The organism is Tersicoccus sp. Bi-70, from assembly GCF_001968825.1.
Lineage (GTDB): Bacteria > Actinomycetota > Actinomycetes > Actinomycetales > Micrococcaceae > Tersicoccus.
In genome coordinates, this window is sequence record NZ_MIEU01000002.1 from 635670 (window position 1) to 651862 (window position 16193).

Sequence of the window (16193 nt, forward strand, 5' to 3'; positions counted from 1 at the left end):
CGGACCGCCCTGTAGGATGGTCCGTGGCTTTTCAGCCGACCCGTGCCCGTGTCGGAAGCCGGCAGCGCCGGTGCCCCCGGGTCGGCGATCACGAAGACGACTTCGAAAGAGCGGTCTGTGGCTACCACGAACGACATCAAGAACGGCAGCGTCCTCAACCTCGAGGGCAACCTGTGGAACGTCATCGAGTTCCAGCACGTCAAGCCCGGCAAGGGCGGTGCCTTCGTCCGCACCAAGCTGCGGAACATCCGCACCAGCAAGGTCGTCGACAAGACGTTCAACGCCGGCACCAAGGTGGACTTCGCGACCGTCGACCGGCGCGACTACCAGTACCTGTACCAGGACGGCGCCGACTTCGTCTTCATGGACACCTCGGACTACGACCAGCTGACGGTGCCCGGCGAGACCGTCGGCGACGCCGCCAACTTCATGCTCGAGAGCATGACCGTGCAGATCGCCCTGCACGACGGCGAGGTCCTGTACATCGAGCTGCCGCCGTCGGTCGTCCTCGAGATCACCTACACCGAGCCGGGCCTGCAGGGCGACCGGTCCTCCGCCGGCACCAAGCCCGCCACCGTGGAGACCGGCTACGAGATCCAGGTGCCGCTGTTCCTCGAGACCGGCACCCGCGTCAAGGTCGACACCCGCAACGGCGACTACCTGGGCCGCGTCAACTGATGAGTGCCCGCGGCAAGGCCCGGCGCCGGGCCTTCGAGATCCTCTTCGAGGCCGAGCAGCGGTCGCTGCCGACCGGGGAGATCCTCGCGCTGCGGCGGCGGAACACCGAGGCCACCTACGGGGAGTACACCGAGCAGATCATCGACGGGGTGATCACCCGGCAGGCCGAGATCGACGAGTACCTCACGACCTACTCGCAGGGCTGGTCGCTGGACCGGATGCCGTCCGTCGACCGCGTGGTCCTGCGGGTCGGCGCCTGGGAACTGCTCTTCAACGACGACGTGCCGGACAACGTGGCCGTCGCCGAGGCCGTCGCCATGGCGCGGGAACTCTCGACGGACGACTCGCCGTCGTTCATCAACGGCCTGCTCGGCCGGCTGCAGCAGCTCAAGCCGACGCTGCTCGCCTGACGATCGGCACCGCGCCCGGTCACCGGACCGTGGCGAGCACCTCGCCGCGGGCCGCGGTGACCGCGTGCAGGAGGCGGAGCTCCTCGTCCTGCTGACCGCCCCGGTCGACGCCGGCGACGATCCGCTGCCGGGTGAACGCCAGCGCCGTGGCGTCCCGGACGAACCGCTTCATCGGGGCCCGTGCCCCGCGCGCGCCCGCCCAGGCCATCGCCTGACGACGGCCGGCCGGCGTCGCGAGCATCTGCACCTCGGCCGGGGTGAACCACCCGGCCGCCACGTAGTCCGCCAGCCGCGCCCGGGTCAGCCGCACCTCGCCGCGGCCCAGCAGCACGACGCCGACGATGCCGAGCACGAACAGCGGCACCTCGATCATGACGTAGAAGCCGATGAAGCTGCCCGCCAGGGTCGCCCCGCCGTTCCAGAGGGCGTGCAGGGCGACGGCCGGGATCAGGCCGAGGACGAACGCCAGCAGCACCGGCAGGACGCCGCGACGGCGGGATGCCCAGCCCAGGGCGAAGCCGAGGCAGGCGGTGAACATCGTGTGCGCGAACGGGGAGAGCAGGCCGCGGCCGATGAAGATGGCCGCCAGGGACCCGTCGATCACTCCCGCCTGCGCGAGGGTGGACCCGAAGTAGAGGATGTTCTCGGTGAAGGCGAAGCCCGCGGCCACGAGCATCGCGTAGACGACGCCGTCCACCGGCCCGTCCACGTACCGGCGGCGCAGCAGGACGAGCAGCAGCACGCCGAGCCCCTTGGCGAACTCCTCCACGACCGGGGCCTGCAGCACGGTGCCGAGCACCTCCGACGTCGTCGGGTCGGTCGCGGCGCTCAGATACCGGCGCACCGGCTCGCCGAGCGTGATCGTCACGACGATCGAGCCGGCCGCCCCCCACAGGAACGCGAACGCCTTCGTCACGAACGGCTCCGGCTCCCAGCGGTCCAGCCAGCGCACGGCGAGCAGCACGATCGACAGGGGCACCAGCGCGAGCACCCAGCAGATCACGAACGCCGTCGCGCCCAGCCGGGAGACCAGCAGCATCGAGACGCCGACGGCGGCACCGGCCAGGAAGACGAACAGCAGCACCAGCACGACGGTGCCGGCCACTCCGCGGCGGGGCTTCGCGGGGGCCTGCCACAGGGGCGCGACCGCCTCGGGCCGACGGGGGGCGGGGGAGGACTGCGGACGCGTCGGGGACCGCCAGGCCGGGGCCGTCCACGCCGGGTCCTGCCGCTCGGACGGAGCGCCGCCGGGTGCTCCGGACGAGGCGCCCGGACCGGTCCCGAAGGGCTGCTGGTCGTAGGGATCGTAGGTGCGGTCCGGCCGCCCGCCCGGGGTCGTCATCCCCCCAGAATAGGGGCGCCACCGTGGTAGCGTTGACGCCGCACCCACCCTTTAATGACCGTCCTGTGAGGCGGGGAAGGAGGAGGCAGCGGATGAGTGTGCCCCCGAACGGGAGCCGGACGAGGACCCGGGTGGTCCTGTCCGCCCCGGACATCGACCGGGCGTTGACCCGGATCGCCCACGAGATCATCGAGGGGAACAAGGGGGCGGACGATCTCATCCTCCTCGGCATTCCCCGCCGTGGTCACCCCCTGGCCCGCCGGCTCGCCGCGCGCATCGCGGCCACCGAGCCCGGCGTCGACCCGGACGCCATCGTCGGCCAGCTCGACGTCACCATGTTCCGTGACGACCTGCGCCGCCACCCCACCCGCACCCCCCACGCCACGACGCTGCCGCCCGCCGGCATCGACGACAAGGTCGTCGTCCTCGTCGACGACGTGCTCTACTCGGGCCGCACCATCCGTGCCGCCCTCGACGCCCTCGCCGATCTCGGCCGGCCGCGGATCATCCGCCTCGCCGTGCTCGTCGACCGCGGGCACCGCGAACTGCCCATCCGCGCGGATCACGTGGGCAAGAACCTGCCCACCTCCTCCGCCGAGCGGGTCCGGGTGCGACTCACCGAGACCGACGGCGCGTCGGGAGCGAACTTCGACGGCGCCGGCTCCGCGGTCGACGAGGTGGTGATCGAGGGATGAAGCACCTGCTGAGCACCGCGGGCCTGTCCCGCGCCACCGCGATCGCGCTGCTGGACACCGCCGAGCGGATGTCCGAGGTGGAGCAGCGGGAGGTCAAGAAGCTGCCCGTGCTGCGCGGGCGCACCGTGGTCAACCTCTTCTTCGAGGACTCGACCCGCACGCGGATCTCGTTCGAGGCCGCCGCCAAGCGGCTGAGCGCGGACGTCATCAACTTCGCCGCGAAGGGCTCCTCGGTGTCCAAGGGCGAATCGCTCAAGGACACCGCCCAGACCCTGGAGGCGATGGGCGCCGACGCCGTCGTCATCCGGCACGCCTCCTCCGGCGCCGCCGAGCAGCTCGCCCGGTCCGGCTGGATCGACGCGGGCGTCGTCAACGCCGGGGACGGCACCCACGAACACCCCACGCAGGCGCTGCTGGACGCGTTCACGCTGCGCCGGCACCGCGCCGCCGTCGCCGGCACCGACCCCGCGGGCACCGATCTGGCCGGGATGCGCGTCGCGATCGTCGGGGACGTGCTGCACTCCCGGGTCGCCCGCTCCAACCTGTGGCTGCTGACCACCCTCGGCGCCGACGTCACCCTCGTCGCGCCGCCGACGCTGCTGCCCGTGGGGGCGGTCGGCTGGCCGGCCCGGATCAGCTACGACCTGGACGAGGTGCTCGCCGAGGGCGTCGACGCCGTCATGATGCTCCGGGTCCAGGCCGAGCGGATGCACGCCGCGTTCTTCCCGACGGCCCGCGAGTACGCCCGCCGCTGGGGCTTCGACGCCGCGCGGCTGGCCGCGGTCGACGCCGCCGGCGAACGGGCCGGCGGCAGTGCCGCTGCCGAGACGATCATCATGCACCCCGGTCCGATGAACCGGGGCCTGGAGATCGCCGCCGAGGCCGCCGACTCGCCCCGGTCCACCGTGCTCGCCCAGGTCCGCAACGGCGTCTCCGTGCGGATGGCCGTGCTCTACCACCTGCTCGCCGGCGGGCCGGACAGTGCGACCCCCGGAGGGCCGGACAGTGCGACCCCCGGAGGGCCGGACAGGGCGACCGCCGGGGCGGACACCGCTACCGGACCCCGCGCGGCCGGCGCCGCCGACCCCGCGCTCGGCTCGGTTCCCGACCGGGCCACCGATTCCGCTTCCGATGCTGTGAGGATGCCGTGACCGACTCCGTCAACGACGCCAGTGCCCTGCCCGCCGGCTCCGGCCGCTATCTCGTCCGCGGCGCCCGCCTGCTCGGCCGCGACCGCACCGACCTGCTGATCGAGGACGGGGTCATCACCGGGACCGGCACCCCGTCGGCGGCCGGTGCCACCGTCATCGACGCCGACGGGCTGGTCGCGCTGCCCGGCTTCGTGGACCTGCACACCCACCTGCGCGAGCCCGGCCGCGAGGACGCCGAGACCGTCCTCACCGGCTCCCGCGCCGCGGCGGCCGGCGGTTTCACCGCGGTGCACGCCATGGCCAACTCGGACCCGGTGGCGGACACCGCCGGCGTCGTCGAGCAGGTGTTCACGCTCGGCCGGGACGCCGGCTGGACCGAGGTGCGGCCCGTCGGCGCGGTCACCGTGGGCCTGGGCGGTGCCCGGCTCGCGGAGCTCGGCGCGATGGCCGACTCCCGTGCCCGGGTCCGGGTGTTCTCCGACGACGGCATGTGCGTGCACGACCCCGTGCTGATGCGCCGGGCCCTCGAGTACGTCAAGGCCTTCGGCGGCGTCGTCGCCCAGCACGCCCAGGAACCGCGGCTCACGGAGGGCGCCCAGATGAACGAGGGCGCCGTCTCCGCGACCCTCGGGCTGACCGGCTGGCCCGCCGTCGCGGAGGAGGCGATCATCGCCCGCGACGTGCTGCTCACCGAGCACGTCGGCTCCCGGCTGCACGTGTGTCACGTCTCCACCGCCGGCAGCGTCGAGCTGATCCGCTGGGCCAAGCAGCGGGGCATCGCCGTCACCGCCGAGGTCACCCCGCACCACCTCATGCTCACCGACGAGGCCGTCACCGGGTACGACCCCGTCTTCAAGGTCAACCCGCCGCTGCGCACCGCCGAGGACGTGGCCGCGCTGCGGGCGGCGGTCGCCGACGGCACGATCGACGTCATCGGCACCGACCACGCGCCGCACCCCGCCCAGGCGAAGGAGTGCGAGTGGGCGGAGGCCGCGATGGGCATGACCGGGCTGGAGACCGCGCTCTCCGTCGTCCAGGAGGCCCTGGTCGAGACCGGCATGCTGGACTGGGCCGGCGTCGCCCGGATCATGTCCCAGACCCCGGCCCGGATCGGGCAGCTGCCGTGGCAGGGCGGCAGCCTCGTGGTCGGGGAGCGGGCGAACGTGACCCTCGTCGATCCGGCCGCGCGCCGCGTGATCGATCCGGCCGCGATGGCCACCAAGGGCCGGAACAATCCCTTCGCCGGTCGCGAGCTGCCCGGCCGGGTGATCGCCACGTTCCTCGCCGGCCACCCGACCGTGCTCGACGGCGAGCTGAACAGCTCGCTGACCAGCCCGTCGACCAGCCCGGCGAGCGCCGGAGGCACCCGATGACCCGCGCCATCGCCGTCATCGCGCTGATCGCGTTGGTGCTCGTCGTCTTCGCCCTGATGCGCCGCGGCTGGCGCGCCCGGCAGGCCCGGCAGGGCGACCTACCCGCGCCGATGACGACCGCCGATCTGGGCGCGTCGCTGGCCGGGGCGGCGGGCATGTACGTGGTCACGACCAGCGCCGGTGACTGGCTCGACCGGGTCGCCGTGCACGGCCTCGGCGTGCGCACCGCCGGGGAACTGACCGTCCACCCCGGGGGCGTGCTGATCGCCCGCCGGGGTGCCGACGACGTCGTCATCCCCGCCGCCGACCTCGAGTCCGTGACCACCACCTCCGGCATGGCGGGCAAGTTCGTCGAGCGTGACGGACTGCTCGTGCTCACCTGGCGGCTCGGCCCGCGCCGCGTCGACACCGGCTTCCGCGTCCGTCACGCGGGGGAGCAGACGGCCCTGATCGACGCGCTGCTCACCCTGCCCGGCGTGCGACGACGCGAGGCGCCCGGGGGCGTGCCCGACGCCGAGCCGACTGCCGGCGAAGCCGGCTCCAGCGGCACCGCCGGCACCACCCCGGACGCCGACCACCCCACCGATCCCACCGACCCCACCAACGGAACCAGGGGACCCTCCGCATGACCACACCCGCCATCCTGATCCTCGAGGACGGGCGCACCTTCCGGGGCCGCTCGTACGGCGCCGTCGGGCAGGCGCTCGGCGAGGCCGTCTTCGCCACCGGCATGACCGGCTACCAGGAGACCATCACCGACCCGTCCTATGCCGGCCAGCTCGTGGTGCAGACCGCACCGCACATCGGCAACACCGGCGTCAACGGGCAGGACGCCGAGTCCGTGCGCATCCAGGTCGCCGGCTACATCGTCCGCGACCCGGCCCGCCGCCCGTCCAACTGGCGCAGCGAGTCCTCCCTCGACGACGAGCTGGTCCGGCAGGGCATCGTCGGCATCGCCGGCATCGACACCCGCGCCCTGACCCGCCACCTGCGCGACGCCGGCTCGATGCGCGGCGGTATTTTCTCCGGCCCGGCCGCCGAGCGGCCCGTCGCCGAGCTCGCCGCCGCCGTGGCCGAGAGCCCGCGGATGACCGGCGCCCGCCTGGCCGAGAGCGTCTCGGTCAGCGAGGCCGAGGTCATCGAGCCCGCCGACCACGGCTGGGACGGCCCGGTCCGGTTCACCCTCGCCGCCGTCGACCTCGGCATCAAGGCCATGACCCCGCACCGGTTCGCCGAGCGCGGCGTGCGGGTGCACGTACTCCCCGCCACCACCACGTGGGAGCAGCTGCAGGAGTTGGCCCCGGACGGGGTGTTCTACTCCAACGGCCCCGGCGATCCCGCCACCGCGGACGACCAGGTGGCCCTGCTGCGTCGCGTGCTGGACGCCCGGATCCCGTTCTTCGGCATCTGCTTCGGCAACCAGCTGCTCGGCCGGGCGCTCGGCTTCGGCACCTACAAGCTCCGGTTCGGGCACCGCGGCATCAACCAGCCGGTGATGGACCGCAGCACCGGCAAGGTCGAGATCACCTCCCAGAACCACGGCTTCGCCGTCGACGCCCCGCTCGACGGGCCCGTGCCCGCTCCCGCGGGCGACTACGGCCGGGTCGAGGTCAGCCACGTGTGCCTCAACGACGACGTCGTCGAGGGCCTGCGCTGCCTGGACATCCCCGCGTTCTCGGTCCAGTACCACCCCGAGGCCGCCGCCGGCCCGCACGACGCCGCGTACCTGTTCGACCGGTTCGTGGCGTTGATGGAGGCGTCGAAGGAAGGCCAGGAGGTCACCGGCGCCGACACGGCCGACGACCCCGCCCGCACCGGCGACTCGCAACCGGATCTGCCCCACGCCCACGCCACCACGGAGGACTCCCACTGATGCCCAGACGCGACGACCTCACCTCGGTCATGGTGATCGGCTCCGGGCCGATCGTCATCGGGCAGGCGGCCGAATTCGACTATTCGGGCACCCAGGCGCTGCGCGTGCTCAAGGAGGAGGGCCTGCGGGTCATCCTCGTCAACTCCAACCCGGCGACGATCATGACGGACCCGGAGCTGGCCGACGCCACGTACGTCGAGCCGATCACCCCGGAGGTGGTCGAGAAGATCATCGCCAAGGAGCGGCCCGACGCGCTGCTGCCGACCCTGGGCGGGCAGACCGCGCTGAACACCGCGATCGCCCTCGACGGCAACGGCGTGCTGGAGAAGTACGGCGTCGAGCTGATCGGCGCGAACGTCGAGGCGATCAACCTCGGCGAGGACCGCGAGGCGTTCAAGGGAGTCGTCGCACGCTGCGGCGCCGAGTCGGCCCGCTCGTCGATCGTGCACAGCCTGGACGAGGCCTTCGCCGCCGTCGAGGACCTGAAGTACCCCGTCGTCGTCCGGCCCTCCTTCACCATGGGCGGCCTCGGCTCGGGCATCGCCTACGACGCGGCGGACCTGCGCCGCATCGCCGGGGCCGGCATCCAGTACAGCCCGACCTCCGAGGTGCTCCTGGAGGAGTCCATCCTCGGCTGGAAGGAGTACGAGCTGGAGATGATGCGCGACCGCAACGACAACGTCGTCGTGGTCTGCTCCATCGAGAATCTCGACCCCGTCGGCGTCCACACGGGCGACTCGATCACCGTCGCCCCGGCGCTGACGCTGACCGACCGCGAGTACCAGAAGCTGCGCGACGTCTCCATCGCGGTGATCCGCGAGGTGGGCGTCGACACCGGCGGCTGCAACATCCAGTTCGCGATCGAGCCGTCCACCGGCCGCGTCGTCGTGATCGAGATGAACCCGCGGGTGTCCCGGTCCTCCGCGCTGGCGTCCAAGGCCACCGGCTTCCCGATCGCCAAGATCGCCACGAAGCTGGCCGTCGGCTACACCCTGGACGAGATCCGCAACGACATCACCCGGGAGACCCCGGCGTCGTTCGAGCCGACCCTGGACTACGTCGTCGTCAAGGTGCCGCGTTTCGCGTTCGAGAAGTTCCCGGCCGCGGACCCGACCCTGACCACCACGATGAAGTCCGTCGGCGAGGCGATGGCGATCGGACGGAACTTCACCGAAGCGCTGCAGAAGGCGATGCGCTCGCTCGAGCAGACCGGCTCCTCCTTCGACTTCCGGCCGCCCGCGGCGGGGGAGAAGGAGGCGGCCCTCGCGGGGGCCGCGAGCCCGACGACGGCGCGCATCCACCAGGTGCAGCGCGCCCTGCTCGCCGGCGCGAGCATCGAGGAGCTGTATCAGACCACGGCGATCGACCCGTGGTTCCTCGACCAGATCGTGTTGCTCAACGAGGTCGCCACCGAGGTCCGCGAGGCGGACGGCCTGACGCCGGAGCTGTTGCGCCACGCCAAGCAGCACGGTTTCTCCGACGCCCAGCTCGGCACGCTGACCCACCAGTCGGAGGCCGTGATCCGTGGCATCCGGCACGCACTGGGGATCCGTCCGGTGTTCAAGACCGTGGACACCTGCGCCGCCGAGTTCGCCGCCTACACGCCGTACCACTACTCCGCGTACGACGAGGAGGACGAGATCGCGCCGCACGCGAAGCCGTCCGTCATCATCCTCGGCTCCGGGCCGAACCGGATCGGGCAGGGCATCGAGTTCGACTACTCGTGCGTGCACGCCTCCCTCGTGCTCGGCGAGGCCGGCATCGACACGGTGATGATCAACTGCAATCCCGAGACCGTGTCCACGGACTACGACATCTCCTCCCGCCTGTACTTCGAGCCGCTGACGTTCGAGGACGTGCTCGAGGTGATCGCGGCCGAGCGCCGCACCGGCGGCCTGCTCGGCGTGTTCGTGCAGCTGGGCGGGCAGACCCCGCTCAAGCTCGCCGAGCAGCTGCAGGCCGCGGGCGTGCCGATCCTCGGCACCCCGCCGGAGGCGATCGAGGCGGCCGAGCACCGCGGCGTGTTCTCCCGGGTGCTCGACGCGGCCGGGCTGACCGCCCCGAAGAACGGCACGGCCGTCAGCTTCGAGGACGCGAAGTCGATCGCCGACGAGATCGGCTACCCCGTGCTGGTCCGGCCCTCGTACGTGCTCGGCGGCCGCGGGATGGAGATCGTGTACGACGAGGCCGGCCTGGCCCGCTACATCGCCCACGCGACGGAGATCACCGAGGACCACCCGGCGCTGATCGACCGGTTCCTCGAGGATGCCATCGAGATCGACGTCGACGCCCTGTTCGACGGCACCGACCTGTACGTCGGCGGGATCATGGAGCACATCGAGGAGGCCGGCATCCACTCCGGCGACTCCGCGTGCGTGCTCCCGCCGATCACCCTGGGCTCCGACGTCATCGACCGGGTGCGCACCGCGACCCGGGCGATCGCCGATGGGGTCGGCGTCCGCGGGCTGATCAACATCCAGTTCGCCCTCGCCTCCGACGTGCTGTACGTGCTCGAGGCCAACCCCCGGGCGTCCCGGACCGTGCCGTTCGTCTCGAAGGCGACCGGGGTGCAGCTGGCCAAGGCCGCGGCCCTGATCGGCACCGGCGCGACCATCGCCGACCTTCGGGCCGGCGCCGCGGACACCGGACGTCCGGCGCTGCTGCCGGCCGAGGGCGACGGCTCCGCGCTGCCGCTCGCCGCGCCGTTCGCCGTCAAGGAGGCGGTGCTGCCGTTCAGCCGGTTCCGCACACCGGAGGGCACCGTCGTCGACTCCCTGCTCGGGCCCGAGATGCGCTCCACGGGCGAGGTGATGGGCATCGACGCGTACTTCGACACCGCCTTCGCCAAGAGCCAGGCCGCGGCCAACAACGCGCTGCCGTCGGAGGGCACGGCGTTCGTGTCCATCGCCAACCGCGACAAGCGGGCGATGGTGATGCCGGTCAAGCGGCTCGCGGACCTCGGCTTCACCCTGCTCGCGACGGAGGGGACCGCGGAGGTGCTGCGCCGCAACGGCATCAAGGCCGAGACCGTGCGGAAGATCGGCGGCAAGGAGGGTGGCGCCGATGAGGCCGGCACCCCGACCATCGGCGACCTGATCACCACCGGCGGCGTCGACCTCGTGGTCAACACGCCGACCGGGGGAGCGGCCCGCGAGGACGGCTACGAGATCCGCGCCGCCGCCACCTCCACCGGGATCCCGGTCATCACGACCCTGGCCGAGCTCGGTGCCGCGGTGCAGGCGATCGAGGCGCAGCGCACCTACACCTGGTCGGTCGCCAGCCTGCAGGAGCACGCGGCGCGGCTGGCCGCGGCGCGCGACGCCGAGACCCGGGCCACGGCCGGCGGTGCCGATTCTGGTGCGGCCGCGGCTCAGGAGCCGGCCCGTGCCTGACCCGGTCCCCGGGCCGGCGTCGCCGCTCATCCCGGAGCCGGTCCCCGAGCCGCTGCCCGGCACGGGTCCGGTTGCGGCCGCCGTGCTGGGCTTCGGTCCGCGACTGCAGCGGGCCATGGCACTGCGCGGTCCGCTGTGCGTGGGCATCGACCCCCACCCGGGGTTGCTGAGCGCGTGGGACCTGGACGACGACGCCGCGGGCCTGGAGCGGTTCTCCCGCACCGTGCTCGAGGCCGCCGCCGGCCGGTGCGCCGCGATCAAGCCCCAGGTGGCCCTGTTCGAGCGGCACGGGTCCGCCGGCCTGGCCGTGCTCGAACGGCTGCTCGCGGCCGCCGCGGACGCCGACGTGCTCACCATCGCCGACGCCAAGCGCGGGGACATCGGTTCGACCATGGCCGCGTACGCACAGGCCTGGCTGGCCGACGGCTCCCCGCTGGCCGCCGACGCGGTGACGCTCTCCCCGTACCTGGGCTTCGAGTCGATGCGCCCGGCCCTGGACCTGGCCGCGGTGACCGGCCGCGGCGTGTTCGTGCTCGCGCTGACCTCGAACCCGGAGGGCGCCGGCGTCCAGCACGCGGGCGACGACGGGGACGGCGGGTCGGTGGCCGCGCGGATCTGCGTGGCCGCGGCGGACGAGAACGCCGCCCGCCGGTCCGCCGACGGGTGGGGTCCCGTGGGGCTCGTCGTCGGCGCGACCGTCGGCGCGGAGGCCATCGCGCGCCTGGGCATCGACCTGACCGCCGTCGCCGGTCCCTTCCTCGTCCCCGGCTACGGGGCGCAGGGTGCGGGCGTCGCCGAGGTCGCCGCCACGTTCGGGTCCGCCGTCCCGGCGGCCCTGGTGTCCTCCAGCCGTCAGATCCTCGCCGCGGGACCGGACGTCACGGCCGTCCGAGCGGCGGTCGATCGGACCGCCGAGGACCTGCGGACGCTGGCCGGACGGCCCTGACCGTCGCGCCCGACCGACTCCCGCCGTTCCCGCGCTGACCTGCGGGCACGGTGCTGAGCCTGCTCCTGTTCTCGGCTGCGAGCGGGGGTTACACTACGTGCACGACGCGACATGGGGGGCCTTCCATCCGTGGACCGGTGCACTCGCGGAACCGGGACACGGAGCTAGTTTCGACCATTCACCAGGCGCGCCGGTCGGCCCGCGAGGCCGGTCCCGGCGGCCGGGACCGTGTACGGGAGAGAATCGTGGCTCTGAAACCGTTGACCACCGACGAGCGGGCGCGTGCCCGGGACAAGGCGACCGCGGCGAGGACCGTGCGGGCCGACGCCAAAACACGACTGAAGACGGGCAACTCCTCGGTCGCCTCCGTGATCGACTCCGGGTCCGCCGACGAGGCGATCGGCCGGATGAAGGTCAGCGAGATGCTGGAGTCCCTGCCCGGCGTCGGCAAGAAACGGTCGGCGGCTATCATGGCCGAGGTCGGCATCTCGCCGTCCCGTCGCATCCGGGGCCTCGGCGTCCACCAGCGCAAGGCCCTGATCGACTACCTCACCACTCACTAGGGATCGCCGGCCGTCGGTGCGGGCGTCCCACGACGCACAGGGCTCCGCCTGCTCCGGTGGCGGCGCCCGGACAAGGGCCCCAGCATCGTGAGCGACGACTTCCCGACGGCGACGAGCACGGAACCGGCGACGCCGGGGACCGACCGGACCGCGGTCCGGGACGAGTACCGCGCGGGGACCGGCGAGGACGGCACGCCACGCCTGACCGTCCTCGCCGGTCCGACCGCCGTCGGGAAGGGCACCGTCTCCACGTACATCCGGGACCACTTCCCGCAGGTCTGGCTCTCCGTCTCGGCCACCACCCGGGCACCGCGGCCCGGCGAGCAGGACGGCGTGCACTACTTCTTCCTCACGCCCGAACGGTTCGACGAGCTGGTCGCCACCGGCCAGATGCTCGAGTGGGCGGTGGTACACGGCCGGCACCGGTACGGCACGCCACGCCCGGCGGTCGAGGCGGCCATGGCCGAGGGGCGCAGCGTGCTGCTGGAGATCGACCTGCAGGGCGCCCGGCAGGTGCGCGACGCCATGCCGGAGGCCTCGTTCGTCTTCCTGGCGCCGCCGACGTGGGACGAGATGGTGCGCCGACTGATCGGACGCGGCACGGAGACGCCCGAGGAACAGCAGCACCGGCTCGAGACCGCTAGAATGGAGCTCGCTGCAGAACCCGAGTTCGACCACACGGTGGTCAACGACCGGGTCGAGCGGGCCGCCGCGGAGCTCGTCAGCCTGATGGGGCTGCCCGCCCGCTGACCGTCACCTGCCGACCCAGCCCACCGGTTCTGCCCCGCGATCCTCGGCCACCGGCCCATCCGGCGGACCGTGACCCCGACACCTGGAGACGAATTCCGTGACCACTCACGCCGAAGGCATCATTTCCCCGTCGATCGACTCGCTGCTGGAGACGACCGACTCCAAGTACGCGCTCGTCATCTACGGTGCGAAGCGTGCCCGCCAGATCAACGCCTACTACGCGCAGCTGCACGAGGGCCTCTTCGAGTACGTCGGCCCGCTGGTCGAGACCCGGCTGAACGAGAAGCCGCTGTCCATCGCGCTGCGTGAGATCGACGGGGGCATGCTCGAGCGCAAGGCCGTCGACCCGGAGGCCGTGCAGGACGCCGCCTCCGCCCTGGACGACGCGGACGTCTTCGGCGACACCCACCCCACCGCGTGACCCGGGGCGGCGCGTGAAGGTCGTCCTCGGCGTCGGCGGCGGGGTCGCCGCCTACAAGAGCGCCCTGCTGCTGCGACTCTTCACCGAGGAGGGGCACGACGTCACCGTCCTGCCCACCACCGCGTCGCTCAACTTCGTCGGCGCCGCCACCTGGGAGGCTCTCTCCGGCCGTCCCGCGCCGCGGGACGTCTTCGAGGACGTCGAGCAGGTCAATCACGTCCGCCTCGGGCACGAGGCGGACCTCGTCGTCGTCGCCCCCGCCACCGCGGACCTGCTCGCCCGGGCCGCCCACGGCCTGGCCGACGACCTGCTGACCAACACGCTGCTGGTCGCCACGTGTCCGGTGCTGTTCGTGCCCGCGATGCACACCCAGATGTGGCAGCACCCCGCCACGGTGGCCAACGTCGCCACGCTGCGGTCGCGGGGGGCGCACGTCCTCGATCCGGCCGTGGGCCGGCTGACCGGCTGCGACAGCGGTCCCGGCCGGCTGCCGGACCCGCCCGACATCCACGCCGCCGCTATCGCCCTCGTGGCGCCCGATTCCACCGAGCGCCCCGTGCCCGCCCGCGATGCTGTGGCCGACGGCGTCCTCTCCGGCCGGCGCGTCCTCATCACCGCCGGGGGCACCCGGGAACCCCTGGACCCGGTCCGCTACCTCGGCAACCGCTCCAGCGGCAAGCAGGGCGTCGCCCTCGCGTGCGCCGCCCGGGACGCCGGTGCCCACGTCACCCTGATCGGTGCGAACCTGCAGGTCGAGGCGCCCGACGGCGTCGACCTCGTCACGGTCGAGACCACCGATCAGCTGCACGACGCGGTGCTGGCCGCCACGCCGGACGCCGACCTCGTCGTGATGGCCGCCGCCGTCGCCGACTTCCGTCCGCGCAGCCTCGCGACCCACAAGATCAAGAAGAGCGACGACGGGACCGACCCCGTCATCGAACTGACCCGGACGCCGGACATCCTCGCCGAGATCTCCGCGAACCGAGCACGGCCGGGCCAGGTGATCGTCGGATTCGCCGCCGAGACCGGGGACGACACGCACACCGCGCTCGAGTTCGCCCGAGCCAAACTGGCCCGCAAGGGGTGCGACGCGCTGGTGCTCAACGAGGTCACCGGTGGCGCCGTGTTCGGGCAGGACAGCACCGCCGTCCACGTCGTCACCCCGGACGGGAACACGGCCGAGGCGACCGGTACGAAGGATGATGTCGCCGTGTTCCTCGTGGGCACTTTCGCAAGGATCCCAGCCAGTACAGTGGGCAGGTGACCTCCTCCGATCTGCGCCTGTTCACCTCCGAGTCCGTGACCAACGGGCACCCGGACAAGATCTGCGACCAGATCAGCGACTCGATCCTCGACGGCCTGCTCGCCGCCGATCCGGACTCCCGCGTCGCCGTCGAGACCATGGTCACCACGGGCCTCGTGCACGTCGCCGGCGAGGTGACCACGTCGGGATACGTGGAGATCCCGCGCATCGTGCGCGACACCATCCTGCGCATCGGGTACGACTCCTCCGACAAGGGGTTCGACGGCGCCAACTGCGGTGTCTCCGTCTCCATCGGCGAGCAGTCCCCGGACATCTCCGGCGGCGTGACCACGTCGCTCGAGGTGCGCGAGGGCCGGGACGTCGACGACCTGGACCGGCAGGGCGCCGGCGACCAGGGGCTGATGTTCGGCTATGCCAGCGAGGAGACGCCCGTCCTGATGCCGATGCCGATCTGGCTCGCGCACCGGCTCTCCGAGCGGCTCACGAACGCGCGCACCAGCGGCGATCTGCCGCAGCTGCGTCCGGACGGCAAGACCCAGGTGACCATCGGATACGACGGGCTGACCCCGGTCTCCGTCGACACCGTCGTCGTCTCCACCCAGCACGAGGGCGACTACTCCCAGGCGCAGCTGAAGGCGGACATCACCGCCGCGGTCATCGAGCCGGTGCTCGCCTCGTCCGGGCTGGACGTCTCGGCCACGAAGCACATCATCAACCCCGGCGGCCCGTTCGTGATCGGCGGCCCGGTGGGCGACGCCGGTCTGACCGGCCGCAAGATCATCGTCGACACCTACGGCGGGATGGCCCGCCACGGCGGCGGCGCGTTCTCCGGCAAGGACCCGTCGAAGGTCGACCGCTCCGCCGCCTACGCCATGCGCTGGGTCGCGAAGAACGTCGTGGCCGCCGGACTCGCGGCGCGGGCCGAGATCCAGGTCGCCTACGCGATCGGGCAGGCGCACCCCGTCGGTCTGTACGTCGAGACGTTCGGCACCGAGAAGACGGACCCGGACCGGATCACGCGCGCCATCAAGGACGTGTTCGACCTGCGCCCGCTCGCGATCATCCGCGACCTCGACCTCAAGCGGCCGATCTACGCCCGTACCGCCGCGCACGGCCACTTCGGCCGCGAGGAGCCGGGCTTCACGTGGGAGCTGACCGACCGCGCCGACGCGCTGCGGAGCGCCGCCGGCCTCTGATCGGCGTGTGGCGGTCGGGTCCGGCGCACCGGACTCGCCAGCGGTTCTGTCGGTGGTCGATGCTGGACTGATCCTGATCGGTCCACGCGTCGTTCGACGCCGGGCGTGCGGTGCCGGGCGTGCGGTGTCGGTTCCGGGA

15 protein-coding genes are annotated in these 16193 nt (G+C 72.6%); 14 read left to right on the forward strand and 1 reads right to left on the reverse strand.

Annotated features, from left to right (window positions below; all coding sequences use genetic code 11):
- Positions 1–117 precede the first annotated feature (117 nt).
- Entirely contained in the window at positions 118–678 is a 561-nt protein-coding gene (gene efp / locus BGP79_RS03090; protein WP_076693135.1) for an elongation factor P, read from the forward strand.
- Entirely contained in the window at positions 678–1088 is a 411-nt protein-coding gene (gene nusB, locus BGP79_RS03095; RefSeq protein ID WP_076693136.1) for a transcription antitermination factor NusB, read from the forward strand. Before efp ends, nusB begins: the two co-directional genes overlap by 1 nt.
- A 19-nt stretch (positions 1089–1107) precedes the next feature.
- Here the strand turns inward: nusB and BGP79_RS03100 are convergent, their stop codons facing one another.
- The gene (locus tag BGP79_RS03100) at positions 1108–2430 is read right to left on the reverse strand and encodes a PrsW family intramembrane metalloprotease (protein ID WP_076693137.1); all 1323 of its coding nucleotides are present in this window, start codon (positions 2428–2430) and stop codon (positions 1108–1110) included.
- 92 nt (positions 2431–2522) lie between these two features.
- Between BGP79_RS03100 and pyrR the strand changes: the two genes are divergently transcribed.
- From pyrR to metK, 12 genes are all read left to right on the forward strand, one after another.
- Complete coding sequence (gene pyrR / locus BGP79_RS03105) at positions 2523–3125, forward strand: bifunctional pyr operon transcriptional regulator/uracil phosphoribosyltransferase PyrR (protein WP_076693138.1); 603 nt, start codon at positions 2523–2525, stop codon at positions 3123–3125.
- A complete protein-coding gene (locus tag BGP79_RS03110) occupies positions 3122–4276 on the forward strand; it encodes an aspartate carbamoyltransferase catalytic subunit (protein ID WP_076693139.1) in 1155 nt (384 codons plus the stop codon). Before pyrR ends, BGP79_RS03110 begins: the two co-directional genes overlap by 4 nt.
- Complete coding sequence (locus BGP79_RS03115; RefSeq protein ID WP_369800149.1) at positions 4273–5649, forward strand: dihydroorotase; 1377 nt, start codon at positions 4273–4275, stop codon at positions 5647–5649. Before BGP79_RS03110 ends, BGP79_RS03115 begins: the two co-directional genes overlap by 4 nt.
- Positions 5646–6278, forward strand: coding sequence for a hypothetical protein (locus BGP79_RS03120; RefSeq protein ID WP_076693140.1), 633 nt, complete (start codon positions 5646–5648; stop codon positions 6276–6278). Before BGP79_RS03115 ends, BGP79_RS03120 begins: the two co-directional genes overlap by 4 nt.
- On the forward strand, positions 6275–7522 hold the full coding sequence (carA, locus tag BGP79_RS03125; protein WP_076693141.1) for a glutamine-hydrolyzing carbamoyl-phosphate synthase small subunit: 1248 nt from the start codon (positions 6275–6277) through the stop codon (positions 7520–7522). The genes BGP79_RS03120 and carA overlap by 4 nt, the downstream gene beginning before the upstream one ends.
- Complete coding sequence (carB, locus tag BGP79_RS03130; RefSeq protein ID WP_076693142.1) at positions 7522–10914, forward strand: carbamoyl-phosphate synthase large subunit; 3393 nt, start codon at positions 7522–7524, stop codon at positions 10912–10914. Before carA ends, carB begins: the two co-directional genes overlap by 1 nt.
- A gap of 52 nt (positions 10915–10966) precedes the next feature.
- Complete coding sequence (gene pyrF / locus BGP79_RS03135; RefSeq protein WP_076693330.1) at positions 10967–11860, forward strand: orotidine-5'-phosphate decarboxylase; 894 nt, start codon at positions 10967–10969, stop codon at positions 11858–11860.
- 245 nt (positions 11861–12105) lie between these two features.
- Positions 12106–12423, forward strand: a complete 318-nt coding sequence (gene mihF / locus BGP79_RS03140; RefSeq protein WP_076693143.1) for an integration host factor, actinobacterial type — start codon at positions 12106–12108, stop codon at positions 12421–12423.
- Positions 12424–12624: 201 nt separating this feature from the next.
- Positions 12625–13173 carry a guanylate kinase gene (gene gmk, locus BGP79_RS03145; RefSeq protein ID WP_076693331.1) on the forward strand — a complete coding sequence of 183 codons (549 nt, stop codon included), beginning with the start codon at positions 12625–12627 and terminating at the stop codon, positions 13171–13173.
- A 97-nt stretch (positions 13174–13270) separates the two neighbouring features.
- Positions 13271–13594 (forward strand): DNA-directed RNA polymerase subunit omega, encoded by a 324-nt coding sequence (rpoZ, locus tag BGP79_RS03150; RefSeq protein ID WP_076693144.1) that lies wholly within the window; start codon positions 13271–13273, stop codon positions 13592–13594.
- A gap of 13 nt (positions 13595–13607) precedes the next feature.
- Complete coding sequence (gene coaBC, locus BGP79_RS03155) at positions 13608–14858, forward strand: bifunctional phosphopantothenoylcysteine decarboxylase/phosphopantothenate--cysteine ligase CoaBC (RefSeq protein WP_076693145.1); 1251 nt, start codon at positions 13608–13610, stop codon at positions 14856–14858.
- Positions 14855–16054 carry a methionine adenosyltransferase gene (metK, locus tag BGP79_RS03160; protein ID WP_076693146.1) on the forward strand — a complete coding sequence of 400 codons (1200 nt, stop codon included), beginning with the start codon at positions 14855–14857 and terminating at the stop codon, positions 16052–16054. The genes coaBC and metK overlap by 4 nt, the downstream gene beginning before the upstream one ends.
- The last annotated feature ends 139 nt before the right edge of the window (positions 16055–16193 follow it).